This is a genomic window from Pseudomonas sp. NPDC077451 (genome assembly GCF_044543345.1).
Lineage (GTDB): Bacteria > Pseudomonadota > Gammaproteobacteria > Pseudomonadales > Pseudomonadaceae > Stutzerimonas.
On sequence record NZ_JBITVX010000009.1, the window covers coordinates 120,501 to 147,265 of the forward strand.

Sequence of the window (26,765 nt, forward strand, 5' to 3'; positions counted from 1 at the left end):
TGGAGCCTCATGGCTGCTGGAACAAGCGGCTCCAATCCCTGGTGGCGAGCTCGCGACACGCCTGTGGCGCTCCACCAAAGCAACGCGAGCAAACCTCCCTCATCCGGTCTTCGGATTCATAAGAGACCGGTTCACCATCCTGATTAAGTAGCACGCCACCCGCACCGATTAGCAACGCGTGTCCTCCGACCACATCGTGGGCGGACACGGGGACTAAAGATGTACCAACCAGAGCATCACCTGCAGCAGCGCGGGCTAGACGATAGGCTACGCTGGGCATCGGTATGAACTCTGCTGGGGCACAGAGCTCTGCGTTGTGCTCTGGTTTGCCGGCGGCGGCAGTGCTCACCAGCACTGCACTACCAGGCTCCAGCGTTAATTGGCCGAGTGGAGCGTGAACTGATTGCCCGTTACGCATCAGCCCCGTTTGCCCCTCTGCCCAATAGATACAGTCCTCACCGAGATCTAGCGTTATCGGTGCGTAAACGACCCCGAGAATTGGTTTTGCATTATGGAGGAGCCCAACTGAAATCGCAGAACCAGGGATTTTCTGCAAGAAATCTCGCGTCCCATCATTCGGGTCAACTACCCAGCAGAACTCATGGCCCGCCATGTGGGAACCGGTTTCCTCGCCCCAGAAGTCACAATCCAGAAGATTGAGTAACTCCAAACGTAGCTGAACTTCAATCTGAGAATCGATAACTGCCTTGTCCCCGTGTCCTCTAGGGCCACCGGTGCGATGCCATTCAGCGGACAACAGTTCGCCGGCACGACGAACCCTGTCAACCGCAGGGTTGAGCAAGTCCAAGACGTTCATACGGTCCCCTTGCATTTGTCGATCAACTCTTGAAGATTAATCGCATTTTGCCCAAAATGCTTTTGGAGCGGAGTCCGATGGTCGGGAAGACAAAAATTTGATTGTTCTTGGTCGCTGAGCGATCACTCGCGCGGCCGCTGGCAAGCTTGTGTCAATCTATATTGTTTGCATGATCTGCTCGTATTCGATACAGGCCATGGCGTGTGTCAAACTATATTGTCGGAGTTAGGGTTGAAGAGAACGCTCAAGCCCAGTTTTTCCAGGGGCTGTTGTGTCAAACTATATTCTTGCCAGCTAACAGAAAGGAACCCTCTTTGCCATGACCGAGCCGACCGCCTCCCAAGTCGCCGCCCTGGCTTTGCCTGGAGAAACCTGGGAGGCAGCGCGGCAGCGCGTGCGGCGTCTGCTGGGCGCGGTGAAACAGTGTGTGCCGTGCCTGCACTGCGGCCCCGAGGATATGGCGCACTATCGTTTGGCGCGCGGCTGGGTGGATGAAACGTCCTTCAGCGTCGATATGTGCCCGCGCTGCTATGGCGACACCTACGACCCTAGCGACCTATTCGGTGACGACTGAACTGAAAGGAGCCCCGCCGCCCCGAGCGGCCCCTACAGACGGCATGCCAACATTCGTTAATGGGCATGGACCATGCGGTCATGCCGTGTTCTTCTTGGCCAGCGAGCTGGATCGGGTGATGAACGTTTATATGTCGTTGCCGCGTGAAACCCCGGCTGGCAACTGAACGGTTGAAGGAAAAACATGGAGCCATCGGTACGAAGCATGAACGACAACACTGTTTTCAAGTTTGCGGCAAACCTTGCGGACGCCATTAACCACCTTCGTGACGGTGGGCATAACCTTGCTGCTGTGATGCTGACCTACACAGCGATAGACCAGATGTCCTGGCTATCAGTGGCGCCAGATAAGCATGGCCCGAGGGATTTCGCTGCCTGGGTGAACGATTACATGCTGTCGAAAAACCCTCTGCCCTGCACCGCTGAGGAGCTTTGGGTCGCCCGCAACGGCATCTTGCACATGGGCACTGCCGAGGCGGCGGGTCACACGACAAACCCATCACTAAGAAAGCTCGTTTATGTGGCCGGGGCTGCGAAGCTCACAGCGAACAATCCGGCGGAATATGCCGTCGTTAGATTCGAGGAGCTTTTCGGAAGCTTCCTAGCAGGCGTGATGTGGTTTACGTCCGACCTTCAAGCCAACACCGCCAAACTCGAAGTGGCAACGCGGAAGATGCGAAAGATGCTGAGCGACTTCGGGGCGGACACCTGAAGCTGAATCACGGTGTGCACGATGGTTTGGTCGCGGCGGTCGTTGGCGAGCCCGGCGACAAACGATTGGTCGATCTTGAGCGTGCTGATTGGGCAGCACTTCAGATGTTGCAGACAGGAATACCCCGTCCCGAAGTCATCGGCGGCGAAGCGCACACCGATCTGCCGCAAGGCGTCCAGGGCGGGGAAGATCGCCGGATCACCAAACGCGACCGATTCGGTCAGCTCGATTTCGAGATACTCGGCGGGCAACTCGGCATCAGCCAGCACGCCCTTTACCCACCCGTCGAAGTCCGGTCCCACTTGGCTCGCCGAAACATTGACGGCCAGCCGGAACGGTCGCCATGCCAGCATTCGCCAGTCACGCATCTGGCGGCAGGCTTCGCCCAGCACCCAAGCGCCGATTTCAGGCATCAGGCCGGACGATTCGACCACGGGCAGGAACTGGCCCGGTGGCAATAGTCCAAGCGTCGGATGACGCCAGCGCAACAGGGCTTCCGCGCCGACAATCCCACCACTGCGCAGATCGACGACGGGCTGGTAGTGCAGTTCAAGCTGCCCGCGCTCGACCGCTTGGGCCAGTTCCGGCGTCGTCCATCCATCCGGCCGGAAAGCGCTCATTCTCTTTCCCTGAATGCCCGCAACGCCCGCGACAGGGACAGAAGGAACAGGCCGGTCAAACCGAGCGCCGCGATGACCCAATGCTCGCCGAGGAAAGCACCGGCGGTTGTGCCGGCCAGCACGACAGCGAGGATGGGCAGGTGGCAGGGGCAAGTCAGCACAGCCAGTCCGCCCCACAGGTAGCCGGTGATCGGTTTGTGCGTCTCGGACGGCAAGCGCTCGGGGTTGTTCATGGCAGACTCTCCGCGTGCTGTGCCGGCTCGGTCGGCAGGGTGGCCAACTGCACTTCCAGATCGGCCAACGCTTCGCGCCGACGCTCGACGAACTGACGCAGCAGGGCAAGCTGCGCGGCCGCTTCGTCGCCGTCCGCCGCATCCAGCGCCCGGCACAGCCGCGCCAGCGCGTCGAGGCCGATGCCCGCCTCGAAGGCCGCCCGCACGAAGCACAGCCGTTGCAAGGCGGCGTCATCGAACAAGCCGTAGCCGCCTGGTGTGCACGCCACCGGGCGCAGCAATCCGCGCAGCAGGTAGTCGCGCACGATATGCACGCTCACCCCGGCATCAAGAGCCAGCCGGGACACCGTGTAGGCGTTCATTGAACACCTCCTTTTTCTCACCCGGCGCAGCAGGAAAGCTGCTTCACATCCTTGTTGAAGGTCTGCGCCGCGAGCTTCAACCCCTCGACCATCGTCAGGTAGGGGAACAACTGGTCGGCCAGTTCCTGCACCGTCATGCGGTTGCGAATGGCCAGAGCCGCCGTCTGGATCAGTTCACCCGCTTCCGGCGCGACCGCCTGTACGCCGATCAGCCGATGGCTGCCTTCCTCGATAACCAACTTGATGAAGCCGCGTGTGTCGAAGTTGGCGAGCGCACGCGGCACGTTGTCCAAGGTCAAGGTGCGGCTGTCGGTCTCGATCCCGTCGTGGTGGGCTTCCGCCTCGCTGTAGCCCACGGTCGCCACTTGCGGATCGGTGAACACCACGGCCGGCATTGCGGTCAGGTCGAGCGCCGCATCGCCGCCGGTCATGTTGATCGCGGCACGGGTGCCGGCCGCTGCCGCCACATAGACGAACTGCGGCTGGTCGGTGCAGTCGCCGGCCGCGTAGATGTTCGGGTTGCTCGTGCGCATGCCTTGGTCGATGGCGATGGCACCTTGCGCATTGACAGTGACCCCCGCTGCGTCCAGCGCGAGGCTGCGCGTGTTCGGTGTCCGACCGGTGGCAACCAGCAGTTTGTCGGCGCGCAATTCACCGTGCGTGGTGGTCAGCACGAATTCACCGTCCATATGGGCGACCTGGCTGGCTTGCGTGTGCTCCAGCACCTCGATGCCCTCGGCACGGAAAGCGGCTGTCACCGCCTCGCCGATGGCCGGGTCTTCACGGAAGAACAAGGTATTGCGCGCCAGGACCGTGACCTTGCTGCCCAGCCGGGCAAAGGCTTGCGCCAGCTCCAGCGCCACCACCGACGAGCCGATTACGGCAAGGCGTTCGGGAATGGTGTCGCTCGCCAGGGCCTCGGTGGAAGTCCAGTAGGGTGACTCTTTCAAGCCCGGAATCGGCGGGACCGCCGGGCTGGCACCCGTGGCGACCAGGCAGCGGTCGAACATCACGACGCGCTCGCCACCCTCGTTCAAACGGACGGTAAGGCTCTGGTCGTCCTTGAAGCGCGCCTCACCGTGCACAACGGTGATGGCCGGATTACCGCCCAGGATGCCTTCGTACTTGGCGTGCCGCAGTTCGTCGACGCGGGCCTGCTGCTGGGCCAGCAGCTTACTGCGGTCAATCGTAGGCACAGTTGCCGCAATACCGCCATCGAACGGGCTTTCCCGGCGCAGATGGGCGATGTGGGCGGCGCGGATCATGATCTTGGACGGCACACAGCCGACATTGACGCAGGTGCCGCCGATGGTGCCGCGCTCGATCAGCGTGACCTGCGCGCCTTGCTCGACGGCTTTCAGCGCCGCCGCCATCGCGGCTCCACCGCTGCCAATGACCGCTACCTGCACCGGGGGCTCGTTGCCACTGTGCTTTTCGGCGGCGGCCATCCATCCCCGCACCTTGTCGAGCAGTCCGACGCGGTTGTCCGCCAGTGGCGCATCGGCTAGCGTTGCCTTGTAGCCCAGTCCGGCCACGGCGGCAGTCAGCGCGTCCGGCGATGTGCCCGGCACGATGGCGAGTTGCGCTGTGCCCTTCGGATAGGACACCAGCGCCGACTGCACGCCTGGCACTTTTTCCAGCGCTTCCTTGACGTGCGCCGCGCACGAGTCGCAAGTCATGCCGGTGATTTTTAGATGGGTCATGCAACAGATCCTTTATCGTTTGTGGCGCCAGACAATGACGTCCGTTGTGCTGCGGTGCCGTTTTCAGTGACTCACTGCTTGACGCTGGACGGATAGCCCGCGTCTGCGGTTGCCTTGGTCAGCTTCTGCACGCTGGTCTTGGCATCGTCGAAGGTGACGACCGCTTGGCGTGTCTCGAAAGTCACGTCAACTTTGCTGACGCCTTCGACCTTGGAAATCGCCTTCTTGACAGTGATCGGGCAGGCGGAGCAGGTCATGCCCGGTACGGACAGCGTGACGGTCTGGGTGGCGGCCCAGACGGGGGCAACAACGGCGGCGAGGGCGAGGGAGGCAAACAGTTTCTTCATGGTGAACTCCGATCAGTAGAAAAATGGCATGACGTAGGGAAATCCGAGCGCGACCAGAACCAGCGCGGCCACGATCCAGAAAATGAGCTTGTAAGTAGCTCGCACTTGGGGAATCGCGCAGACCTCACCCGGTTTGCAGGCCGCTGCCTGCCGGTAGATGCGCCGCCAGGCGAAGAACAACGCCACCAGCGCCACGCCGATAAAGATGGGGCGATAGGGTTCCAACACCGCCAAGTTGCCGATCCAAGCGCCGCTGAACCCCAAGGCGATCAGAACCAACGGCCCGAGGCAGCAAGCCGAGGCGAGGATGGCGGCAAGCCCTCCAGTGAAGAGCGCGCCGCGCCCGGTTTTTGGTTCAGACATGCGCTTGTCCTTTCGAATTGAAATTGGATAGCGTAACCTTACTTCCGTACTCATGTACGGAGTCAAGCGATATGGAAAACAATTTGGAGAACCTGACCATTGGCGTTTTCGCCAAGGCGGCCGGGGTCAATGTGGAGACGGGTGCGTGCCGAGATAAGGGAAAATTTCACTCACTTCCTCTCTAACCTTTTGATCCATAGGTGAATTCTACGCTCGAATACATTGGGCGTGCCGACATACGCTACCCTCGTCACTTCGAGGTGATCTCTCGGGTCGCCTTTTCAATGCCTTTATATCGATTGGTAAGTTGGATGGCAGCCTAAAGCCTCCCTTCCTTGGAGCTGATGATCATGCGCCACGTTGCTACCGAGCCGACGGAAACGACCTCAGACGTTACTTGCGACGCCTGTTGCCAAGGCACACGCGTTGAGGGCTATGGGCACCAGTTCGGCGTTCTTCAAGCTTGCTGGGGTTACGGTTCAAAGCATGATGGCGAGCGCTATGAGATTCACCTTTGTGAATCGTGCTTTTTCCGAACGCTGGCCATGCTTCGTCGCGAGCGAATGGTTAACACCATGTTCGATGATGAACCTGACGCCAATCAGGATGAGTTTGGTTTGGTGCGAAAGGATGATTTCTGGGCCGAAGGTTGAGTGCGCCGATCAGGCAGCATTCGCAGTCACATGGTCAGTGACTCAACGGCTCCTGCAGGCTTTGCATCCGCTGAGCCTGAAACTTTGGATATGCATGACCCCGGAGGCAGTGTGAACAACCTCTTCGATAAGCTGGATTTGCCGAAAGGCCACTACTACCTGCATCTGGCTGTACTGGCGGGCCTGCCAGCTACGTTGATCGCCGACCTGGCTCGGGAGCTTGGGCGATCGCCTGTGCAGATAGCGGAATGGGTCGGGATATCTGCCTGCGGTGAATCGATGTCTGAAAAGGAGAGTGAGATTTACTGTCGCCTTGTCGAGACTCTGGATGTTCTGCTGGATTTATATGACGGCAACCTAGAAGGTGCGCTCCGATGGCTGACCACAACGAATATGCTGCTGGCAAATGCGCGGCCGGTCGATCTGGTGGTAACAGAAGCTGGAGGGCGTGCCGTACAGCAGGCCATTCATGCGATTGAACATGGCTTGCCTGTCTGACCCGCCCACGGTACCGGTGTCTGTTTCTGGCCGCAGTGAGCCGGATCATGGGCTACTTGCATTGCCGGGGACGGCAGGCGGTGCATGCCTGAGCAGCTTCAGCTGCGCGAGGGCTTCGGACAAGCGCTCCTGTAAGCCCTGGGCTCTTTGTGCCTGAGCATCGGTGGCTTCGCCAAGCCGGGCGACTTCATCCTGCAAAGCGCGGCAGCGCTGCTCCAGTGCATCATTCGTACGCTCCATTCCGGTCAACGTGCTCCGGGCGATCTCCAAGGACTGAGTTTTCTGCGTGAGATGCTGTTCTTGAGCACGCTGATCCTTCTGCATCTGCCGCGCCTCGGTGAGTAGACGTGCATTGTCACGGTTAAGCTGGGTCAGCTCGTCCTGCTTAATGATCAGGGTCTGCCGGAGCTGCCGCAGCTCAACCTGCAGTTGCTGAACCTGGGCTTCGTGACGCCGCTGGTCTTGCTCGCGCTGATCCTTGCTGGCCTGCCGGTAGTGCTCCAGGGCATTACGGGCATGTTGGTGTTTGTCCTCCAGCGACACAATTTGGCTGTCGCGATCAATCAGGCGCGTCTCCAGATCGGCATTGGCCTGCACTAACCGCGCATTTTCCAGCTCGACCTGCTGGCACTTCTGCTGCTCGTGCTGCAGTGTCTGCTGAGCAGCGTTGAGCTGCTCCCCGAGCGTAGAAGACTGACCTTCAAGCTGCTCTATTCGGCTTTCAGCCTGCCGCATCTGGTCTTGGTAATCGAGTCGCTCACGTGCCAGCTGCTCGCGTTCCTGTGCTACAGCTGCCTGAGCCTCTTCTCTTAGCTGCTCAGCGAGCAGGCTCACCAAATTGCCTAACTGCTCGCTGAGAGACGGAGCCGTTTGCCGGCCACGCTCAGCCTCTTCCATTTCTTTCAGGTAGCGATGAATGGTGGTTTTCGAGCCCGTGTTGCCAAGTTCGACCCGCACCGCATCGATGCTGGGATTCTCGCCCCGCGCCAGGATGGTCCGGCGGGCCTTCTGAACCAATGCCTTGTTAATGCCGCCACGGGCCATGGTTGCTCCTACGATTTCGTATTGGATTACATACCATGTATTTACATACTAAATAGATCTGATGTAAAGCGAGAAAATATGGGTTATTTAAGATAGGATAATGAAGCATTATTCAATATGAATGGCACAAACGGTCGTTCAGTGGCCGTTTTTCAGTACATAAAGGGCATCAGGCGATGAAAGACGTCGGGCGCTACCTACAAGCAGGTACGCGGGAAAACACCCGCCGCAGCTATCAGTCGGCCATCGAGCACTTCGAAGTGTCGTGGGGCGGCTTTCTGCCTGCAACAGGCGATAGTGTTGTCCGCTACTTGGTGGACTATGCGGATACGCTAAGCGTGAACACGTTGAAGCAACGCTTGGCTGCTCTCGCTCAATGGCATATCACCCAAGGCTTTCCCGACCCAACGAAGACTCCCACGGTGCGTCAGGTACTCAAGGGCATCCGCACCCTGCATCCGGCACAGGTCAAGCAAGCTGCCCCTCTGCAGCTGCAGCACTTGGAGCAGGCAGCTCAATGGCTGGATCAGGAGTCAGAGCGTGCTCGGATGCGGGGCGATTTAGCGAACCTGTTGCGCTGCCGGCGCGACATGGCATTACTGCTGATCGGCTTCTGGCGGGGCTTTCGCAGTGATGAGCTCTGCCGGCTGCAGGTCGAGCATATTCAGGCCGAGGCAGGCGCAGGCATGCGTCTGTTCCTGCCGCAGAGCAAGGGCGACCGAGAAAATCTCGGTACGACGCACTACACGCCGGCGCTAAAGCGACTATGTCCGGTACAGGCCTATCTCGACTGGATCAGTGCCGCCGGGATAGTTCGAGGAGCCGTGTTCCGCCGCCTGGATCGCTGGGGGCATCTCAGCGAGGATGCTTTACACCCGGGTAGCCTGATCAGCCTGCTGCGCCAGATTCTTCAACGCGCCGGGATTCCGGCTGAACTGTATACCAGTCACTCCTTGCGCCGCGGCTTCGCTACGTGGGCCACGGCCAGCGGATGGGACCTCAAGGCCTTGATGACCTATGTAGGCTGGAAAGACATCAAGTCGGCCATGCGGTACATCGATCCCGCTATTTCCTTTGATGGCCTGGCGGCTAGACCCGCCCTTGAACTCAATGCCGGCACTCTGACTCTACTAATTCGCTAACATCGATGCATGGCAGGAATAACGGCGCAATGAGTAGCAGGCCGGCATCGAAATGGACGGAAACGGCTTGGAATCGGTGGTGGAATGCATCAAGGTTTCGCCGGGGGGGTAAACACTGCTACGCCGAGAATATGCGTACCGGTTGCAGGCTATGGAGACGCCAGGTAAGCCTACTGAAATCGGAAAAAACGTACGCTAAGTTCTGGTCGATTCTTAGCCTTCTACCGGACGTAAATAGGTTAATTGCTGGTACTGTACTGGCGTTATTACGCCAAATGCTCGTAGAGAATGGTCGCGCCAACGAGGATCAAAACCACGCCGCCTACAATCTCCGCTCGGCGCCCGACGAGGGTACCAATAGCCCTTCCAAGCATAACGCCGAAAGTCACCATGACCATCGTGGCCAAGCCAATGGCCAGCGCGGCAACAAGAATGTTGACCTCGATAAACGCCAAACCCACACCCACTGCCAGCGCATCGATACTAGTGGCAACGGCGGTGACGATCAGCAGAAACAGGGAATGTTGCTTTATTTTTTCAGCCTTTTCCTCAGGCGCCTTGAAACCGTTGTATATCATGTACGAGCCGAGGATTAGCAGCAGCGTGAAGGCGATCCAGTGATCCCAGCTTTCGACAAATTGCGACGCCGCTTGGCCGATCAGCCAACCGATGACGGGCGTGATTGCTTCGACAATGCCGAAGATCAAACCCATGCGCAGTGCTTCGGTAATGTGTGGCTTGTCTAGGCTCGACCCTTTACCGACAGCGGCGGCAAATGCATCTGTGGACATGGCAAGAGCGAGCATTACTAGCGAGAGCGGATTCATAACACTTCCAGCCGGGCACGGAGTCCACGACATATCTACACGCCCGGCTTTGGGGTAGATATGCCGATGGTCTCGCCAACCGAAAGGTGTCCGCACCACGGCAGGTGGCCGAGAATGTTGATACGGACGCTCCTGAGCGGCTCAGAAGCAGGCTACTCCCCAAGGGGGGGCGAACGTTAACAGGTCGAGATAATGGGTATCAAGCGACACAATAGTTAATGATGCTGCTACGTGCAGCCCAGATGGCCCTTCCGTCGGTTGTCTACCTATCTCAAATTACCAGCTCCGCAGTCGGGATCGGCATCACAAGCTTGGCGGATAGCGGCATCCTCGGGTTGTAGAGTGCTGTGCTCAATATAGAAGCGCTCCCGCAAGATCGTTTGCATCTGTGGCAGTATCTCCTCCCATCGCCCCATCGCTTCCACATCGACATGTGCTGCTAGCGCCTGACTGCTTGACGACAGGCTCCAAATATGCATGTTATGTATAGCGCTGACGCCGTCGATCCGGGCCAGAGCGCAGCCGACTTCGTGCGCATCGATTCCCTTTGGCACGCCTTTCATCGTAAGCGCTCCATAAACCCCACCTACCGCCAACAGCGGTTCGTCGGTCAGGATGCAGTCGCTGGGGAGCAGTTCCACGGGAGCAGTGTTTCGTAGTCTTCTACGCTGTTGGCCAGCGGCAGACGTTCGAGCACATGCCGCAGCCAGGCGTAGGGTTCCTGTGCATTGGCCTTGGCGGTTTCCACCAGGCTGTAGAGCTGGGCGCTGGCGGTCGCGCCCTTGGGCGTGTCGCTGAACAGCCAGTTCTTGCGGCCGATGACGAAGGGGCGGATGGCGCGCTCGGCGGGGTTGTTGTCGATAGGTAGGTGGCCGGCTTCGATGTAGCGCTCCAGTCGGCTCCAGTTGCTGGCCAGGTAGTTCACAGCCTTGCCCAGAGCGTTCTGCGCAGTGACTTGGGGCTGGGTTTTCTCCAGCCAGCTTTTCAGCTGCATTAGGATCGGCAGGCTGTTTTGCTGACGGCCCTGATGGCGTTGCTCGGCACTGGCTTCTTTGAAGTCGCGTTCGATGCCGTACAGTTTGTTGATCAGGTTCAACGCCACGTCGGCCCGCCCGGTTTTGCCCTTGGGCTGTACCTTCTTCGCTTCGATGAACTTGCGCCGCGCATGCGCCCAGCAGGCCAGGCGTTCGACACCAGCCTGAGCAGCCACGGCGTTGTAGCCGGCGTAGTCGTCGGTCATCAAATAGCCGCGATAGCCAGCAAGCAGGCGCAACGGTACTTCCTGCGCACGGCTGGATGAGTAGTCGAAGAGGATCACCGGTCTGTCTGGTGGGCCACCAGTTTTCACCCACATCCAGGATTGACTGCTCGGCTCGCGTCCCGGCTCTTTCAGTACCTGCAGACGGGTTTCGTCGCAGTGCAGTACCGGGTAGTCGAGCAGCGTGTCGCGCATCAGGTTGAGCAGCGGTTGCAGCTGTTCGCCGCACTCAATCACCCAGCGCGCCAGGGTTTGCCGCGAGATGTCGACGCCGTGCCGGCTCAGCACCTTTTCAAAGCGATGCAGCGGCAGGCCATCGACATACTTGGTGGTCAGCAGCATGGCCAACACGCTGGGGCTGGCCATGCTTTTCTCGATCAGCTGAGCAGGCTTGTCGGCAGTGACCGGAGCGGTTTCGCAGTCTTTGCAGGCGTAGGTCTTGCGAATGTGGCGGATGACCCGGATTTGCATTGGGATGATTTCCAGCTGCTCGCTGGTTTCTTCGCCAATGACCTGCTTGCGGCAGCCGCATTCGCAGGTCAATTCTTGCTCGGGTAATTCGTGGATGACTTCGATGCGCGGCAGCTCGGCCGGCAGCGGCTTGCGCTTGCCGCGGCGTTTAGTCGTGGCGACAACCTCTTCGGCTGTCTCTTGCTCCGACTCGGCGGGCAGCTCAGCCAGGCTTTCGGCTTCGTTGAACATCGCCAGTTGCGGCGAATCCGGGTCGGCACTTTGCTCGGACTTACGGCCGAACAGGCGCTGAATCAATAGCGCGTTTTGTTCCTGCAGATGAATGATCTTACCCTTGTCCACCGTCCGCTCAGCCAGCATCTGCACAAGCATTTTCTTGAGCAAATCAGGGTCGTTGGGGAAGGTTTCGGGCATGGAAATCATGCCGCGGATTATATCGACTCAAGTGACGAAGCGCGGCGTCAAAACCTGATGCGGCCGGTTGCGCCACAGATCGAAACCGTCCAGCAGCCAGTTCAACTCCTCGACTGTCAGCACTATCGCCTCGTCTTGGTCGTCGGGCGCGGTTTTGAATCGCTCGGCCTCCAGGCGTTTTAGCCACAGACAGAAACCGTTGCGCTCCCAGTACAAAATCTTCACCCGATTGCGCGCACGGTTGAGGAATACAAAAAGCACCGGGTCGAACACCGCAACTTTGATATCCAGCTCGACCAGCGCAGCCAAGCCATCGATGGATTTTCGGAAGTCGACTGGCTTGGGGTAAAGATAGACTTTTTGGACTTTGGCGTCGGGACGCATCATGGCAGGCTGCTCCTGAAAGAAATCAGGAGCGCAGAATCGGCCGGCTACCGGTTCATTTGAAGATGGGGTTTATGGAGCGGTTACCTTTCATCAACACGTGTGTGACCTCACGCAATAGTCGAATGGCGGACACCAGAATCAATGGAGATTAGGAAACCGGACAGCATGCTTTTGCGCTACATTTTTTCTTGCGTTAACATTTTGGGATCTGTTTGATGAGTCTGTCCGCCTGGATGAAGAATCGTTGGTTAACCATCGTACTGGCACTGGTGATTGCTCTGCAGTCACTGGCGGCTATTGGCGGTACGAACCAATCTCATCATCCAGCAACGCCACATCATGACCATGAGCATTCCCATGAAGTCGGTGTAATTAAGTCGAGCACTCCGGATGCGGAGCCATCTTCCTCTTCGTTGGACCCTTCGCGGGATCACGCGTCCGATCATTGCCATCAAAACCATGCCCACTTTCACATGGTGCTGGTGAGCGCGGCAACGGATATTGCCGTTTTGTCCGCCGGTCGGCGCCTGTCCGACTATCAGGCCAGCCATATTTCAGTCACGTCACGCTCCCTGTTCCGCCCTCCAATCGCCTAATCCTACGATCCATCCCGTTCGGGAAACATTTTTCATTTAGACCTTCGTAGGAGAAGATACGTGCTTTTTTGCAAGCTCATGAGCGTTGGGCGGCGTCTACAGCCGCGCCAGACGTATATCCATTTATTATGCCTGTTCGCGCTGGCATTCAATGTTGCCACTACTCACGCCGAAGAGACGCCCCTCACCCTTACCAAGGCCCTGTCCCGGACGGTGGCGCAAAACCCCAGTCTGCGGGTATTCGACTTTCGTTTACAGGGGCTTGAGGGAAGCCGTCTCACGGCCAATCAGGCACCAGCGTATGAAGCTGGCCTGGAGGTGGAGAATGCCCTCGGCAGTGGCGTCTTACAGGGTGTCGACGGGGCGGAATACACACTGTCGCTATCCTCGGTCATTGAGCTGGGAGGCAAACGCCAGGCTCGCATGGGCGCGGTGAGCTCCCGCTATGATCTGGTGGAAGCCGAACGTGAAGCTGAGACCCTGGCTGTATTGGGCCAAGTGACCCAGCGCTATGTCGCCACCCTGGCCCTGCAGGAAAAGCTCGATTTGGCCGCTCAATCCATGGAATTGAGTGAGGCGACCCTCAACACCGTTACCCGTCGCACCAAGCAGGGCGCCGCACCTGAGGCCGAAGTCCTGCGCGCCAAGGCCGCGCTCGCTCAGAGCCGCATTGCCCATTCTGCCCTGCAAACCGAGTACGAGAAGCGGAAGATGGCGTTGGCATCGCTATGGGGCGAAACGCGGGTAGATTTTCAGCGGTTGCAGGGAGACCTGTTCCGGTTCGAGCCCAGCGAGCGTTTCAAGGTGCTGTATCAGCGGGCCAGTGAGAGCCCGCTGATCCGAGTCTACGCCAGCCAGCGGCGCATGCGCGATGCCGAGATTCAACTGGCACGGAGCCAATCGGAAAGCGATATCCGCTGGCAGATCGGTGCCCGTCGTTTGGAAGCAACAGGTGATACCGCACTGGTGGCCGGCATATCAATGCCATTGTTTGCCGGACGCCGGAACCGTGGAGAAGTGCAGGCCGCCACGGCGGCGCGTGACGAGGTCGAATACCGCCAACAGAGCGCGCTGCTGCAACTGCACGCCCTGTTGTTCGAGGCTTACCACACCCGCCAACAAAACATCGATGCAGTCGAGCAGCTGCGCTCCACAGTGCTGCCTGACCTGACCAAGGCGCTCGATCTCACCCGGCAAGCCTATGAACGCGGCCGCTACAGCTATGTGGAGTGGACCGCCGCACAGCGCGAACTGCTTTCCGCCCGCGAGGCACTCGTCGAGGTCGCCACCACGGCGCTGCTCAACCAGGCGCTTATCGAACAACTTACGGCGCAGTCCATGACTCAACGCCAAGCCGCACCCACGCGGTAATCACCGAACACTGGATTTTTGACCATGCAACTGATTAAACCTTTTTACTGGATACTGGTGGCCACCTGTATGGCCGCTACGCCCCTCCATGCCGCCGAAGATGTACGTGAGGACACAGGCGCGCAGAACAGCAACAGCGCGCCAGAGATCAAAGGCCCCCATGGCGGTTTGTTATTGACGCAGGACGACACTACCGTCGAGCTACAGATTTTCGAGCAGGACGTCCCGCCGGAATATCGCGCCTGGGTCACACAGGACGGAGAACCCCTCACCGAGGACGTTGACCTCAATGTCGAGCTGACTCGCCTGGGCAAACAAGTGGATACCTTCGATTTTGCCTTCCAGGGAGACTATTGGCTGGGGGACGGCGTGGTGACCGAGCCCCATTCCTTTGATGTGGACGTCACGCTTGCCCTGAACGGTAAACAATACCGCTGGCAGTGGGAGTCCCACGAAGGTCGTACCCGCATTGCAGCCGACATTGCAGAAAAGGCCGGAATTCAAACAACCGAGGCCGGTCCGGGTTCGATTGAGCGAACGTTGACCACTTACGGGCAACTGGCCACCGCACCGGAACAGATCGCGCGGGTGCGTGCCCGCTTTACCGGCGTTATCACCAGAGTCAATGTTCGATTGGGGGACCGTGTGGCCAAAGGCGATTTGCTGGCGCAAGTGGAATCCAACGAAAGCCTCAAAACCTATGACCTGCGCTCACCCATAGACGGAGTGGTAACCCAGCGCCAGATCAGTGTGGGCGAAATCGCCGGTGAGCAGCCTCTGTTTGCCATCGCCGATTTAGCGACTCTGTGGGCGGAGCTTCAGGTGTTTCCGGGCCAGCGCGCCCAGGTGGCGGTCGGCCAGAAGGTTCGTCTGCAAGCCGAGGGCTTTGATCAGCAGGCTAGCATCAGGCATCTGCTGCCTTCTCCGGACGATGCCTCCTATACCCTCGCCCGTGTGAAAGTGGACAACCCAGACGGCACGCTGAGCCCTGGCTTGCTGGTGGCGGGGGACATAGTGGTAGAGGCCCTCGACGTGCCGCTGGCGGTTGAGAACCGGGCGCTGCAGTCTTTTCGGGACTGGAGCGTGGTGTTTATCCAAGTTGGCGATGCCTACGAAATTCGCCCGCTGGAACTGGGCCGCAGCGACGGCACCCTGACCGAAGTGTTGGGCGGACTGCAGGCGGGTGACCGCTATGTGGTGGAAAACAGTTATTTGATCAAGGCCGATATCGAAAAATCCGGCGCATCCCACGACCACTAACCCAGGAGGCTATGATGATCAATGCCATCTTACGCTTCTCGGTAGAGCGGCGGTTTTTAACCTTATCCCTTATTCTGGTGCTGGTCGGTGTGGGCCTGTGGAGCTTTCAGCGCCTGCCCATCGATGCGGTACCAGACATCACCAACGTCCAGGTGCAGATCAATACCGAAGCGCCGGGGTATTCGCCCTTGGAGGCGGAGCAGCGCATCACCTTCCCGGTGGAAACGGCCCTGTACGGCTTGCCCAATTTGTCCTATACCCGCTCAATATCCCGCTATGGCTTGTCTCAGGTGACTGTGGTGTTCGAGGAGGGTACGGACATCTATTTCGCCCGCAACCTGATCGATGAGCGCCTTGGCACCATCAAGAATGCCCTGCCACCCGGCTTGGAACCGGAGATGGGACCCATCGCCACTGGCCTTGGCGAGATCTTGATGTACACCGTGGAGGCGCTGCCCGGCGCAACCCAGGCGGATGGCAGCCCCCTCAACACCACGGCACTGCGGGAGATTCAGGACTGGATTATCAAGCCCCAACTGGCCCAAGTGCCCGGGGTGATCGAGATCAACACCATCGGCGGCTACAACAAGCAGTACCACGTCACGCCGTCGCCACAAAAGTTGCTGCAGTTTGGCGTCACCATGGATGAACTGGCGGAGGCGCTGCGGCCCAACAACACCAATCGCGGTGCGGGCTATATCGAACGCAACGGGCAACAACTGCTGGTGCGCTCGCCGGGGCAACTGGCCTCTATCGCCGAAATTGAGCAGATGGTCATTGCCAACCGCCATGGCGCGCCCGTCAAAATCAGCGATGTGGCCGAGGTGGCCATCGGCAAGGAATTGCGCACCGGGGCCGCCACCCGCGACGGCAAGGAAACGGTGATGGGCACGGCCATGATGCTGGTGGGGGAAAACTCCCGGGCGGTCGCGCAGGCCGTGGCCGAAAAACTGGAGGCCATCCAGCCCTCACTGCCCGACGGGGTCAAGGTGGAGGCGGTGTACAACCGCACGACCCTGGTGGACAAGGCTATCGCCACGGTGGAGAAGAACCTGCTCGAAGGGGCGCTGCTGGTGATCGTGGTGCTGTTTCTGTTACTCGGCAATCTGCGTGCCGCGTTGATCACCGCAGCGGTGATCCCCTTGTCCATGCTCGCCACCATTACCGGCATGGTGCGAACGGGCGTGTCGGCCAACTTGATGAGCCTGGGCGCACTGGACTTCGGCCTGATCGTCGACGGCGCGGTGATCATCGTCGAAAACTGTATCCGGCGACTGTCACAGTCCCAGCACAATAGTCAGCTGGCACTAAAAGAGCGACTGCAATTGGTGTTCGAGGCCACCAACGAGGTCATTCGCCCCAGCTTGTTCGGTGTCGCCATCATTACCGTGGTGTACTTGCCGATCTTTTCCCTTACCGGCGTCGAGGGCAAGATGTTCCACCCCATGGCGGCCACCGTGGTGATGGCGCTGCTATCCGCGATGGTGCTGTCGCTGACCGTGGTGCCGGCCGCCGTGGCGGTATTTATGGGAGGCAAGATCAGCGAAAAAGAAAGCCCTGTGATCAGCGGCGCCAAATCGCTGTACAAGCCGGCCTTGCTGGTTGCTATGAAGTTGCGCTGGCTGGTGCTGGGATCGGCAACGGTGCTGGTGGCGGTTTGTATCTGGCTGGCAACCACCCTGGGTTCGGAATTTATTCCGCAACTCGACGAGGGGGATATTGCGCTGCACGCGCTGCGCATTCCAGGCACGGGACTGGAGCAATCCATCGAGATGCAGGCACAACTGGAAGAGACGCTGAAGTCCTTCCCGGAAGTGGACAAGGTGGTGGCCAAGATCGGCACCCCGGAAGTGGCCACCGACCCCATGCCTCCCAGCGTGGCGGATAACTTTGTCATCCTCAAGCCTCGCGACCAGTGGCCCGATCCCGACAAAACCAAGGATGAACTGGTGGCGGAAATGGAGGAAGCCGTGACTCAACTGCCTGGCAACAAATACGAGTTCACGCAACCCATTGAGATGCGCTTCAACGAGTTGATCTCTGGGGTACGGGCCGATCTCGGGATCAAGGTGTTTGGCGATGACATGGATCAATTGCTGGCCTCGGCACTGGAGGTTCAGGAAGTGCTCGAAACCGTCGAGGGCGCGGCGGATATCCAGGTCGAACAGGTCACCGGGCTGCCCATGCTGTCGGTCCATCCCAAACGCATGGTGCTGTCACGCTACGGCCTGAATGTCGAAGACTTGCAAGCACTGGTGGCGACCGGAATCGGTGGTGAAAACGCCGGGTTGATCTACGAGGGCGACCGTCGCTTTGAGTTGGTGGTACGCCTGCCGGAAACAGTCAGGCGTGACATCGACAGCTTGGCCTTTCTGCCCATTCCCTTGCCGGACGGCGGCTATGTGCCATTGTCGGAAGTCGCCGAGCTGGAGCTGGCGCCGGCACCCAACCAGATCAGCCGGGAAAACGGCAAACGCCGGGTGGTGGTCACCGCCAACGTGCGCGACCGCGACCTGGGTGGATTTGTCGAGGAAGCACAGGCGCGCATCGCACAGGAGGTGGACCTGCCGGATGGTTATTGGCTGGATTACGGCGGCACCTTTGAGCAACTGCAATCGGCCAGCGCTCGCCTCGCCATTGTGGTACCCATCACGTTGGCGATCATCATCGGCCTGCTGATCATGGCGTTCGGTTCGGTGAAAGACGCCTTGATTATTTTCACTGGCGTACCGCTTGCGCTTACTGGCGGGGTACTGTCGCTGTGGTTGCGGGACATGCCGCTGTCGATTTCGGCCGGCGTGGGCTTTATCGCGCTCTCCGGCGTGGCGGTTCTCAATGGTCTGGTGATGGTGGCCTTCATTCGTGACCTGTGGCGGGAACAAGGAGATCTCATCACGGCGATTGTGGAAGGTGCGCTGGTTCGCCTGCGGCCGGTCTTGATGACCGCCCTGGTGGCGAGCCTCGGCTTTGTGCCCATGGCGCTCAACACCGGCACCGGCGCGGAAGTACAGCGACCGCTGGCGACTGTGGTGATCGGGGGGATTATTTCGTCGACCTTGTTGACGCTGTTCGTTTTGCCAGTGCTTTATGCGCTGTTGCATCGCAAGAAAGTGTAAATGCAGCGGTCCCGAATGGGTTCCGGGCGCCCCCGGAAATCCGTCGCCGTAAGAAAATCTGGCGGGCACAGCGCAACTGTGGGCATGCCCGCCACTTAATTCCATAATTGAACCGCCCCGGCTTTCCCGGAGGCTCCAACTCTTGAGAGGATGGAGCCATGAAGACAACGACGAAATATTCCCCAGAAGTCCGTGAGCGTGCGGTTCGTTTGGTGCTGGAGCATCAAGACGACCACGCGTCGGAGTGGGCGGCGATCTGCTCGATTTCCGCCAAGATTGGTTGTACAGCCGAAACGCTGCGCCGTTGGGTGCGGCAGGCCGAGCGTGATAGTGGTAAGCGTGAAGGCCAGACCAGCTGCGAACGCGAGCGGATGAAGGCCCTCGAACGTGAGGTACGCGAACTGCGCCAGGCCAACGAGATCCTGCGCAAGGCGTCGGCGTATTTTGCCCAGGCGGAGCTCGACCGCCGCTTCAAGCCATGAAAGCGTTCATCGACGAGCATCGTGCGGTTTATGGAGTCGAGCCGATCTGCCGGGTACTGCCGATCGCTCCATCGACCTACTACACCCATGCACATTGCCAGGCTGCCCCCGAGCGGCGTTCCTCGCGAGCACGGCGTGACGAGGTGCTGAGCGGGCATATCCAGCGGGTCTGGGAGGAGAACTTCCAGGTCTATGGCGTGCGTAAGGTCTGGCGGCAACTTCTGCGCGAAGGTGTGATGGTCGCGCGCTGTACGGTGGAGCGGCTAATGCGGCGACTGGGCCTACAAGGTGTCGTACGCGGCAAACCGGTCAAGACTACGATCAGCGACAAGGCCAACCCGTGCCCGCTGGACAAGGTCAACCGCCAGTTCCGCGCCGAGCGGCCCAACGCGCTCTGGGTGTCTGACTTCACCTACGTCAGCACGTGGCAAGGCTTCGTCTACGTGGCCTTTGTCATTGACGTATTCGCCCGACGGATCATTGGCTGGCGGGTCTCCAGTTCGGCCCGTACCGACTTCGTTCTCGATGCGCTGGAGCAGGCACTGTACGCCCGTCGGCCGTTCGATCAGGGCAGCCTGATCCATCACAGCGACCGTGGCGTGCAGTACGTTTCGATCCGCTATACCCAGCGTCTGGCCGAAGCTGGAGTCGAGCCTTCGGTGGGCAGCGTGGGCGACTCCTATGACAATGCTTTGGCCGAAACCATAAATGGCCTGTACAAAGCCGAGGTGATCCACCGTCGTTCTTGGCAGAATCGGGAGGCAGTGGAGCTGGCAACGCTGGAATGGGTGGACTGGTTCAACCACCGGCGACTACTGGAACCCATCGGGAACATGCCACCGGCAGAGGCCGAAGCGAATTACCACCAGCAACTGATCGAGTCAGTCCAAGCGGCATGACTCACACCAAAGAGCCTCCGGAATTCCCGGGGCGGTTCACTGCTCATTACACCGGCTCGCAAGAGTGTGAAGGCATTGCTGGATAAGGTGAGGGAAATCGCAAACGCAAACAAGACGGCGACTCAAGCTAACTTGATCTTGACCCTGAACCCGGTGATCCGAGGATGGGCCATGTATCATCGCCATGTTGTCGCCGCCAAGCGTTTCGCTTGGATCGACCATCAGATTTGGCAAGTGTTATGGCGCTGGGCAGTTCGTCGGCACGCCATGAAAAATGCCCATTGGGTAAAACAACGCTACTTTCGTGTCGTAGGTCAACGGCACTGGGCTTTCGCCACCCAGGAGAAAGCGCGCGGCTTGAGTCAACCTGCTTGGCTGTATGCCGCCGCCAGTGTTTCGATTGTGCGGCACATCAAAATATGCAGTGCAGCGAACCCGTTCGATCCAGCATGGACGTTTTACCTTGAGCGCCGAAGAGCGCATCGTCAGGTTACCCAGTCTTACTCAGGCTGCTGGAAGGCTTGAGCCGTATGAGGGGTGACTCTCACGTACGGTTCTTAGGGGAGACAGGGGTGGTAACACCCCTGTTTTACCCGACTGAAGGCGCATATCGGCGTTGATGAAGAGTCGGGCCTGGTGCACAGCGTAGTGGGCACGGCGGCCAACGTGGCCGATGTCACTCAGGTCGACAAGCTGCTGCACGGTGGCGAAAACGTGGTCTGCGCCGATGCCGGTTACACCGGAGTCGAGAAGCGCCCTGAGCATGAAGGACGTGAGGTCATCTGGCAGGTGGCGGCACGTCGCAGCACCTACAAGAAACTCGATAAGCGCAGCGTGCTGTACAAAGCCAAGCGCAAGATCGAGAAGGCCAAGGCCCAGGTGCGCGCCAAGGTCGAGCACCCGTTCCGGGTGATCAAGCGTCAGTTCGGTTACGTTAAGACGCGCTTCCGTGGTTTAGCCAAGAACACCGCGCAATTGGTGACGCTGTTCGCCCTGTCGAACCTGTGGATGGCGCGCCGACATTTACTGACGAATGCAGGGGAGGTGCGCCTGTAACGCGGGAAATGACCACCGGAGCGAGATCCGGGTAGCGAAAACGTATGGAATATTCGCCGAATTGATTGATTTTTGATCATCTGGCGTATTTAAAATCGCATTCGGCGAAATGGCTGGAAAAATGCCGGGCTACTTCAGACCATCCCTAGAGGTCCAAGCGATTTTGCGTGATTGAAGATAACAGCAGCGTGAGCCAAACATTACAATATTGAAATGTAATGATCCGTTTACAGCTACATGAGGCCGCCTTTATATGGCGTTGCCGTCACAGTAGACACACCCATCTTCAAGCACATTAAACCAGCGAAGGCATGATACGAAGATTACAAATTTGTCATCTTCAGGCCATGACAACGCATAACCCATATGGTTAGCGAGCAAGTCGCCTAGCGTTTCGTAGGATTGGCCAGTTATCGGCATGTTGAAGGCGATGACGCACGAAATCGCACGATGGTGGTCGCAGTTCTGTCAGTGATTTGGAAGCACGCTATTCCCTGTAGAGACTTTAGAATTGTCTATTATCTCGTCATAGGCGGTCTTTTTAGCTCCCCCTGTTCCAGTACTTTAGTTTGTAAGGAGTGAGTCAATGAGCCATGAGCATAACCATAATACTGAAGCCGTAGGCGATAAGCGCCTGATTGCTGCGATTGGCGTCAATGCCGTATTAACACTGGCCCAAGTAGTTGGCGGAATACTTTCTGGTAGCTTATCGCTCATAGCTGACGCGCTACATAATTTGAGCGATGCCGCATCACTGGTTATTGCGCTAATCGCGCGTAAGATCGGTCGCAGGCCGCCGGATGCTTTTAAAACCTTCGGCTACCGACGCAGCGAGACCATAGCGGCCTTAATCAACTTGGTCACGTTGATTATCATCGGTCTCTACCTTATTTACGAGGCTATAGGTCGGTTATATGCCCCGCAGCCTATTGAGGGTTGGACAGTAGTCGTGGTGGCGGGAATAGCCTTGATTGTAGATATTGCCACGGCCTTGCTCACCTACACAATGTCTAAGGACAGCATGAATATAAAGGCGGCATTCCTGCATAATGTATCGGATGCACTGGCCTCCGTCGGCGTTGTTGTCGCCGGGACATTGATTCTTCTGTACGGCTGGTACTGGACGGATACTGTAGTGACATTGATGATTGCTGGTTACGTGCTGTGGCAGGGGTTTAGCATGCTACCTAAAACCATTCACTTGCTAATGGAGGGCGCACCAGAAGGAGTTTCCATCGCTGATATAATCAATGTCATGGAGCAGGTAGACGACGTTGAGAGTGTTCACCACGTACATGTTTGGGAAATCGCGGAACATACAATTGCATTGGAAGCCCACGTTGTCATAAAGAAGGCTAGTCTGCCTGATATCGAACGAGTGAAGACCGATTTAAAACGAGTACTCCATGAGCAATTCAAAGTCAGCCACTCGACACTTGAAATGGAGCTAGACGGCAGTGTTTGTATCGACACCAGGCAGGCCGACAATCATCGCAGCGAAGCATAAGCCTGCTTTGCTTTTACCGCTGTCACCTGACAGTTAGCTCGATATCAACGGAGCGAATTCGCGTGCGGCACTCGTTGGCGCTATGCCCTTGACCTTAGAAATGCTAACGGCATGTGGCCAAAGCAGCTCGCCACGAGGAGATCAGGCTAGGTCGTGGCACCTTCAGTAGGCTGCCGCGACGAGTAAGCCCCGCCAGTCGCTACCGCCGCCGACGCTCAGAGCCAGCGGCGGGCTCGTGCACGGTAGCGGGCGAATGATTCGCCGAACAGTGCTTCCAGCGCCCACTCTTCGGGTGTGATCTGGAAACGGTTCATGTACAGCACGAAAGCAACCACGCCAAGCAGGGTTAGAGGCGAAGCCAAGACCAGCGCCCAGGCCGTCAGAATGATGGCGAAGCCCAGGTACATGGGGTTGCGGCTGTACTGGTAGATGCCAGCCGCCACCAATGCCGAAGCCTGCTGCGGCTGCATCGGATTGACCGTAGTGCGTGCCCGGCGAAACGACAGTACACCGGCGAAGCACACGCCGAGCCCCAGGAACAGTACCGGCAAAGCGAAGGTCAGGCGCGCGGTCCCTGCCAGTTCGATGCCCGGCAATTTGGTTCCCGACAAACCCATCAGCACAGCGATCAGGCCTGCCACGAGCAGCGGTGGCACGCGGTTTTCCAGCGCGCTCATAGTGTCATTCCCGTGCCTTGGCCACTTCGCTGCTCACCAACTGGCGCAGCGGCTCCGGGCCAAACTCGCTGAGCGCACGACCATTGACAAAAAAAGTCGGCGTGCCACGAACGTAAGCGCTCCATAAACCCCGTCCGCCAAGACGGGCTTTGTTTTCAGGGAGCTGGGGCAGAAGTCGTCGAGCAGTTCCATGGCAGCAGCGCTTCGTAATCCGCAACACTGCTCGCCGCTGGCAGGCGTTCAAGGATGTGGCGCAGCCATGCGTAAGGCTCCTGCCCGTTGGCCTTGACGGTTTCGATCAGGCTGTAGATTTGCGCGCTGGCCGTGGCGCCCTTGGGTGTGTCGCTGAACAGCCAGTTCTTGCGGCCAATGACGAACGGGCGGATGGCGTTCTCCGCGCGGTTGTTGTCGATCGGCAGGTGGCCGCCTTCGACGTAGCGCACCAGTCGACTCCAGTTGCCGGCCAGGTAGTTAACGGCCTTGCCCAGGGCGGTTTGCCCGGCGACCTGCGGCTGGGTCTTGTCCAGCCAGCTCTTGAGCTGGTCGAGTAAGGGGCGGCTGCGCTGCTGACGGGCGGCCAGACGCTCGCTGTCGCTGGCCTCTTTCAGGTCGCGCTCGACGCCGTAGAGCTTGTTGATCAGGTTCAGTGCCATGTCGGCACGACCCGTCTTGCCCTTGGGCTGCACCTTCTGCGCCTCGACGAACTTGCGCCTCGCATGCGCCCAGCAGGCTAGGCGTTCGATGCCGTCGCGTGCAGCCACAGCGTTGTAGCCGGCGTAGTCGTCGGTCATCAGATAGCCGCGGTAGCCATCGAGCAGGCGTAGCGGCACCTCCTGCGCGCGGCTGGCTGTGTAGTCGAAAAGGATCACCGGCTTGTCCGGCGGCCCACCGCTTTGCACCCACATCCAGGATTGTGCCGAGGGGTCGCGCCCCGGTTCATGCAGCACCTGCAGACGCGTTTCGTCGCAGTGCAACACGGGGTATTCGAACAGTTTGTCGCGCATCAGGTTGAGCAGCGGTTGCAGTTGCTTGCCACTCTGGATCACCCAACGCGCCAGGGTCTGCCGTGGGATGTCGACGCCGTGGCGGCTGAGCATCTTCTCGAAGCGGTACAGCGGGATACCGTCGGCGTACTTGGTGGTCAGCAGCATCGCCAGCACGCTGGGGCTGGCCAGGCTCTTCTCGATCAGTTGTGCCGGTTTGTCGGCGGTGACCGGTGCCGCTTCGCAGGCCTTGCAGGCGTAAGTCTTGCGGATGTGACGGATCACCCGCACCTGCATCGGGATGATCTCTAGCTGTTCGCTGGTCTCTTCACCGATCACCTGCTTGCAGGCGCCGCAGGCGCAGGTCAGTTCGTGTTCGGGCAGGTCGTGGATGATTTCAATACGGGGTAGGTTGGCCGGCAGCGGCTTGCGCTTGCCGCGACGCTTGACCGGCGCAACGACTTCTTCCGCTTCGGCTTCACTTGGTGCAGCGGTCGGCACTTCGATCAGCTCTTCAGCCTCGTTGAACATGGCCAACTGCGGTGAGTCGGCATCTTCAGGGCTACGCTCGGACTTGGGCGAGAACAGTTTGTGCCGCAGCAGGGCAACCTGTTCTTGGAGCTGAGTGATCTTGTCCAGGTCAGATTGACGCGCCTGCAGCACGTCTAACAGCAACTGCTTGAGCGCGGCAGGGTCATCGGGAAGGGCTTCGGGCACGGCAATCATGGCCGTGGATTATACCGGCTCAGGCCACGAAGCGCGGCGTCAGCACTTGGTGCGGTCGGTTACGCCACAGGTCGATACCGTCGAGTAGCCAGTTCAGCTCGTCGACCGTCAGTTCGATGGCCTCGTCGCCGACATCGGGCTTGGTCTTGAAGCGCTCGGCCTCCAAGCGCTTGAGCCACAGGCAGAAGCCATTGCGCTCCCAGTAGAGGATCTTAACCTGGCTACGGGTGCGGTTGAGAAACACGAACAGCACCGGGTTAAACACTTCCACCTTGATGTCCAGTGCGACCAGAGCGGCCAGACCGTTGATGGATTTACGGAAGTCGACGGGCTTTGGATAGAGGTAGACCTTCTGCACCTTGGCGTCGGGACGCATCATGGAATGAACTCCGGTGAAAACGGGAGTACAGCATCCGATGATCAGCAGGCTATGGGCAGGTGGGGTTTATGGAGCGCTTACCCACGAACCCCAACGGCCTTAACGTCCTGCATGTCCGTTTCCAGCACGGCGTTGACGCCAGGCGTATGCATGTCCTGGCGGGCCTGTTCCAAGTTCAAACCGACGCGCTCTGCAGCAGCCCATGCCTGCGTTACCTTGGGGTCGTCGTGCCAACCGGGTTGGGCCTCCAGCACAGCCTCCAGCACTTTTTCATGGAGATTTTGCTTACGCGCCGCCTCAAGCATCCGCGCCACTTCTTCCGAACCCTGATGGAACAGTACATAGCGCAGCACTAGACGTACATCTTCCGGGTTCTCGGCGAGGATCTGCTTCACATAGGGGTGGAAGGCGCGGCATGCCTCGCACGAAGGATCGAAGAATTCGACGATGGTCACTGGAGCCTGCGCTGGACCGAACACTGGTGAGTGGAAGCGAACCAATTGGCCGCCGTTCTGTTTGGGTTGTGTCCCGGTCTCTTGGGCGGTCGAACCGGGAGCCTGGGCCTGTTGAGGCGACTGCGAGGGGGAATAGAAGAATGCGGCGGCAGCAAAGACGGCCAGGATCACGACACTGATGATCAGGACCACGGAACGGCGATTCATGGGGTGGTTCTCCGACGGATGAGAATGAGCAGGATGGCGATCAGGATAAAGGCGAACAAGGCGAGTGCCGGCAGGGGCACCACGCCGAAGAGGGTCATTCCGGCGCCTGAGCAGGATGGACCGGTGGCCGTGCAGGGCTGGATCGGCTGTGGAATCAGCCCGGCATAGAGCAGCGTGTGAACAAATGCCAGCGCCGCACCGATAACGGTCAGCGGTAGGGCATAACGCCAGACTGTAAAATCCGAGCGGTAGCAGGCGATGGCCAGGATCACCGCCAGCGGAAACATGAAGGCACGCTGGAACCAGCACAACACGCAGGGTGCCTGGCCCATCACCTCACCAATGAACAGCGCGGACAGCGTCGATACCAGTGCGACCAGCCAGGTTAGCAGCAGCAGATTCCAGGTCATGCTTGGAGGTTGAGGATTCATTGCGGTTAACTCCTGGCGATGGCGAGCACTTGCCTCAGACCCGCCATCCAGTTATTTCGAAACATCATGCATCCTCTTATCGGCAGGACTTGTTAGGACCGTTGCGGACTTCGCCCAACGGCAAAGCGAAAAGCAACCAGCCTCAACGCTGGGTTAAATCCGATGCCAGTGGGAGAATGTCGCCCTTGCGCAACAA

Annotated in this window: 29 protein-coding genes, 3 pseudogenes and 1 other annotated feature; of the genes and pseudogenes, 14 read left to right on the forward strand and 18 right to left on the reverse strand. The window is 59.0% G+C overall.

Annotated features, from left to right (window positions below; genetic code table 11):
- Positions 1 to 7: 7 nt before the first annotated feature.
- On the reverse strand, positions 8 to 817 hold the full coding sequence (locus tag ACIGHL_RS15535; protein ID WP_499176661.1) for an inositol monophosphatase family protein: 810 nt from the start codon (positions 815 to 817) through the stop codon (positions 8 to 10).
- A gap of 319 nt (positions 818 to 1,136) precedes the next feature.
- Between ACIGHL_RS15535 and ACIGHL_RS15540 the strand changes: the two genes are divergently transcribed.
- The gene (locus ACIGHL_RS15540) at positions 1,137 to 1,391 is read left to right on the forward strand and encodes a hypothetical protein (protein WP_483475366.1); all 255 of its coding nucleotides are present in this window, start codon (positions 1,137 to 1,139) and stop codon (positions 1,389 to 1,391) included.
- A gap of 204 nt (positions 1,392 to 1,595) precedes the next feature.
- Positions 1,596 to 2,102, forward strand: a complete 507-nt coding sequence (locus tag ACIGHL_RS15545) for a hypothetical protein (RefSeq protein ID WP_499176659.1) — start codon at positions 1,596 to 1,598, stop codon at positions 2,100 to 2,102.
- Here ACIGHL_RS15545 and ACIGHL_RS15550 read toward each other — a convergent pair.
- From ACIGHL_RS15550 to merT, 6 genes are all read right to left on the reverse strand, one after another.
- Positions 2,024 to 2,722: an EAL domain-containing protein gene (locus ACIGHL_RS15550; protein ID WP_499176657.1), complete on the reverse strand. Its 699-nt coding sequence runs from the start codon at positions 2,720 to 2,722 to the stop codon at positions 2,024 to 2,026. The two genes, ACIGHL_RS15545 and ACIGHL_RS15550, sit on opposite strands and share 79 nt — an antisense overlap.
- Positions 2,719 to 2,955, reverse strand: coding sequence for a broad-spectrum mercury transporter MerE (merE, locus tag ACIGHL_RS15555; RefSeq protein WP_003132004.1), 237 nt, complete (start codon positions 2,953 to 2,955; stop codon positions 2,719 to 2,721). The genes ACIGHL_RS15550 and merE overlap by 4 nt, the downstream gene beginning before the upstream one ends.
- Positions 2,952 to 3,317: a mercury resistance co-regulator MerD gene (gene merD, locus ACIGHL_RS15560; RefSeq protein ID WP_000995360.1), complete on the reverse strand. Its 366-nt coding sequence runs from the start codon at positions 3,315 to 3,317 to the stop codon at positions 2,952 to 2,954. Before merD ends, merE begins: the two co-directional genes overlap by 4 nt.
- 17 nt (positions 3,318 to 3,334) lie before the next feature.
- Positions 3,335 to 5,020, reverse strand: coding sequence for a mercury(II) reductase (gene merA, locus ACIGHL_RS15565; protein ID WP_003158917.1), 1,686 nt, complete (start codon positions 5,018 to 5,020; stop codon positions 3,335 to 3,337).
- 71 nt (positions 5,021 to 5,091) lie between these two features.
- A complete protein-coding gene (merP, locus tag ACIGHL_RS15570) occupies positions 5,092 to 5,367 on the reverse strand; it encodes a mercury resistance system periplasmic binding protein MerP (protein WP_003131987.1) in 276 nt (91 codons plus the stop codon).
- Positions 5,368 to 5,379: 12 nt separating this feature from the next.
- On the reverse strand, positions 5,380 to 5,730 hold the full coding sequence (gene merT / locus ACIGHL_RS15575; protein ID WP_003131974.1) for a mercuric ion transporter MerT: 351 nt from the start codon (positions 5,728 to 5,730) through the stop codon (positions 5,380 to 5,382).
- Between the two features lie 71 nt (positions 5,731 to 5,801).
- On the opposite strand from merT, the pseudogene ACIGHL_RS15580 reads away from it, so the two are divergent.
- From ACIGHL_RS15580 to ACIGHL_RS15590, 3 genes and pseudogenes are all read left to right on the forward strand, one after another.
- Positions 5,802 to 5,870, forward strand: a pseudogene (locus ACIGHL_RS15580) (MerR family transcriptional regulator); the annotation flags it as partial.
- Between the two features lie 204 nt (positions 5,871 to 6,074).
- On the forward strand, positions 6,075 to 6,383 hold the full coding sequence (locus tag ACIGHL_RS15585) for a hypothetical protein (protein ID WP_499176655.1): 309 nt from the start codon (positions 6,075 to 6,077) through the stop codon (positions 6,381 to 6,383).
- A gap of 111 nt (positions 6,384 to 6,494) precedes the next feature.
- Positions 6,495 to 6,881 carry an antitoxin Xre/MbcA/ParS toxin-binding domain-containing protein gene (locus ACIGHL_RS15590; RefSeq protein ID WP_499176653.1) on the forward strand — a complete coding sequence of 129 codons (387 nt, stop codon included), beginning with the start codon at positions 6,495 to 6,497 and terminating at the stop codon, positions 6,879 to 6,881.
- A gap of 45 nt (positions 6,882 to 6,926) precedes the next feature.
- Here the strand turns inward: ACIGHL_RS15590 and ACIGHL_RS15595 are convergent, their stop codons facing one another.
- Positions 6,927 to 7,925 (reverse strand): DNA-binding protein, encoded by a 999-nt coding sequence (locus ACIGHL_RS15595; protein WP_499176651.1) that lies wholly within the window; start codon positions 7,923 to 7,925, stop codon positions 6,927 to 6,929.
- Between the two features lie 176 nt (positions 7,926 to 8,101).
- On the opposite strand from ACIGHL_RS15595, the gene ACIGHL_RS15600 reads away from it, so the two are divergent.
- A complete protein-coding gene (locus ACIGHL_RS15600; protein ID WP_499176649.1) occupies positions 8,102 to 9,067 on the forward strand; it encodes a site-specific integrase in 966 nt (321 codons plus the stop codon).
- 266 nt (positions 9,068 to 9,333) lie between these two features.
- Here the strand turns inward: ACIGHL_RS15600 and mntP are convergent, their stop codons facing one another.
- From mntP to tnpB (ACIGHL_RS15620), 4 genes are all read right to left on the reverse strand, one after another.
- On the reverse strand, positions 9,334 to 9,894 hold the full coding sequence (gene mntP, locus ACIGHL_RS15605; RefSeq protein ID WP_499176647.1) for a manganese efflux pump MntP: 561 nt from the start codon (positions 9,892 to 9,894) through the stop codon (positions 9,334 to 9,336).
- A 266-nt stretch (positions 9,895 to 10,160) separates the two neighbouring features.
- Positions 10,161 to 10,457 (reverse strand): cation transporter dimerization domain-containing protein, encoded by a 297-nt coding sequence (locus tag ACIGHL_RS15610; protein WP_499176645.1) that lies wholly within the window; start codon positions 10,455 to 10,457, stop codon positions 10,161 to 10,163.
- Between the two features lie 47 nt (positions 10,458 to 10,504).
- Entirely contained in the window at positions 10,505 to 12,046 is a 1,542-nt protein-coding gene (gene tnpC, locus ACIGHL_RS15615; RefSeq protein WP_499176643.1) for an IS66 family transposase, read from the reverse strand.
- A gap of 18 nt (positions 12,047 to 12,064) precedes the next feature.
- Positions 12,065 to 12,424, reverse strand: a complete 360-nt coding sequence (gene tnpB, locus ACIGHL_RS15620; protein WP_499176641.1) for an IS66 family insertion sequence element accessory protein TnpB — start codon at positions 12,422 to 12,424, stop codon at positions 12,065 to 12,067.
- A gap of 215 nt (positions 12,425 to 12,639) precedes the next feature.
- Between tnpB (ACIGHL_RS15620) and ACIGHL_RS15625 the strand changes: the two genes are divergently transcribed.
- From ACIGHL_RS15625 to ACIGHL_RS15660, 8 genes and pseudogenes are all read left to right on the forward strand, one after another.
- Entirely contained in the window at positions 12,640 to 13,020 is a 381-nt protein-coding gene (locus ACIGHL_RS15625) for a hypothetical protein (protein ID WP_499176639.1), read from the forward strand.
- 60 nt (positions 13,021 to 13,080) lie between these two features.
- Complete coding sequence (locus ACIGHL_RS15630) at positions 13,081 to 14,391, forward strand: TolC family protein (RefSeq protein ID WP_499176637.1); 1,311 nt, start codon at positions 13,081 to 13,083, stop codon at positions 14,389 to 14,391.
- Between the two features lie 24 nt (positions 14,392 to 14,415).
- Entirely contained in the window at positions 14,416 to 15,651 is a 1,236-nt protein-coding gene (locus ACIGHL_RS15635) for an efflux RND transporter periplasmic adaptor subunit (protein ID WP_499176690.1), read from the forward strand.
- A gap of 14 nt (positions 15,652 to 15,665) precedes the next feature.
- A complete protein-coding gene (locus tag ACIGHL_RS15640; RefSeq protein WP_499176635.1) occupies positions 15,666 to 18,767 on the forward strand; it encodes an efflux RND transporter permease subunit in 3,102 nt (1,033 codons plus the stop codon).
- Positions 18,768 to 18,925: 158 nt separating this feature from the next.
- A protein-coding gene (locus tag ACIGHL_RS15645; RefSeq protein ID WP_499176633.1) for an IS3 family transposase occupies positions 18,926 to 20,148 on the forward strand; the annotation gives its coding sequence in 2 pieces (ribosomal slippage) (positions 18,926 to 19,211 and positions 19,211 to 20,148; 1,224 coding nt in all).
- Positions 19,204 to 19,320: a sequence feature (AL1L pseudoknot), on the forward strand. Its footprint overlaps the gene before it by 117 nt.
- 66 nt (positions 20,149 to 20,214) lie before the next feature.
- Positions 20,215 to 20,673 (forward strand): group II intron maturase-specific domain-containing protein, encoded by a 459-nt coding sequence (locus tag ACIGHL_RS15650; RefSeq protein WP_499176631.1) that lies wholly within the window; start codon positions 20,215 to 20,217, stop codon positions 20,671 to 20,673.
- A gap of 72 nt (positions 20,674 to 20,745) precedes the next feature.
- Positions 20,746 to 21,204 (forward strand): annotated as a pseudogene (locus ACIGHL_RS15655) (IS5 family transposase); the annotation flags it as partial.
- 586 nt (positions 21,205 to 21,790) lie between these two features.
- Positions 21,791 to 22,711 (forward strand): cation diffusion facilitator family transporter, encoded by a 921-nt coding sequence (locus ACIGHL_RS15660; RefSeq protein WP_499176629.1) that lies wholly within the window; start codon positions 21,791 to 21,793, stop codon positions 22,709 to 22,711.
- Between the two features lie 215 nt (positions 22,712 to 22,926).
- Here ACIGHL_RS15660 and ACIGHL_RS15665 read toward each other — a convergent pair whose 3' ends face one another.
- The 6 genes and pseudogenes from ACIGHL_RS15665 to ACIGHL_RS15690 form a co-directional block, all read right to left on the reverse strand.
- Positions 22,927 to 23,388 (reverse strand): methyltransferase family protein, encoded by a 462-nt coding sequence (locus ACIGHL_RS15665; RefSeq protein ID WP_499176627.1) that lies wholly within the window; start codon positions 23,386 to 23,388, stop codon positions 22,927 to 22,929.
- A 4-nt stretch (positions 23,389 to 23,392) separates the two neighbouring features.
- Positions 23,393 to 23,500, reverse strand: a pseudogene (locus ACIGHL_RS15670) (disulfide bond formation protein DsbA); the annotation flags it as partial.
- 43 nt (positions 23,501 to 23,543) lie between these two features.
- On the reverse strand, positions 23,544 to 25,097 hold the full coding sequence (gene tnpC, locus ACIGHL_RS15675; RefSeq protein WP_499176625.1) for an IS66 family transposase: 1,554 nt from the start codon (positions 25,095 to 25,097) through the stop codon (positions 23,544 to 23,546).
- Between the two features lie 19 nt (positions 25,098 to 25,116).
- The gene (gene tnpB / locus ACIGHL_RS15680; RefSeq protein WP_234462161.1) at positions 25,117 to 25,476 is read right to left on the reverse strand and encodes an IS66 family insertion sequence element accessory protein TnpB; all 360 of its coding nucleotides are present in this window, start codon (positions 25,474 to 25,476) and stop codon (positions 25,117 to 25,119) included.
- A 77-nt stretch (positions 25,477 to 25,553) separates the two neighbouring features.
- Entirely contained in the window at positions 25,554 to 26,138 is a 585-nt protein-coding gene (locus ACIGHL_RS15685; protein WP_499176623.1) for a DsbA family protein, read from the reverse strand.
- Complete coding sequence (locus ACIGHL_RS15690) at positions 26,135 to 26,569, reverse strand: disulfide bond formation protein B (RefSeq protein ID WP_173425615.1); 435 nt, start codon at positions 26,567 to 26,569, stop codon at positions 26,135 to 26,137. Before ACIGHL_RS15690 ends, ACIGHL_RS15685 begins: the two co-directional genes overlap by 4 nt.
- Between the last annotated feature and the right edge of the window lie 196 nt (positions 26,570 to 26,765).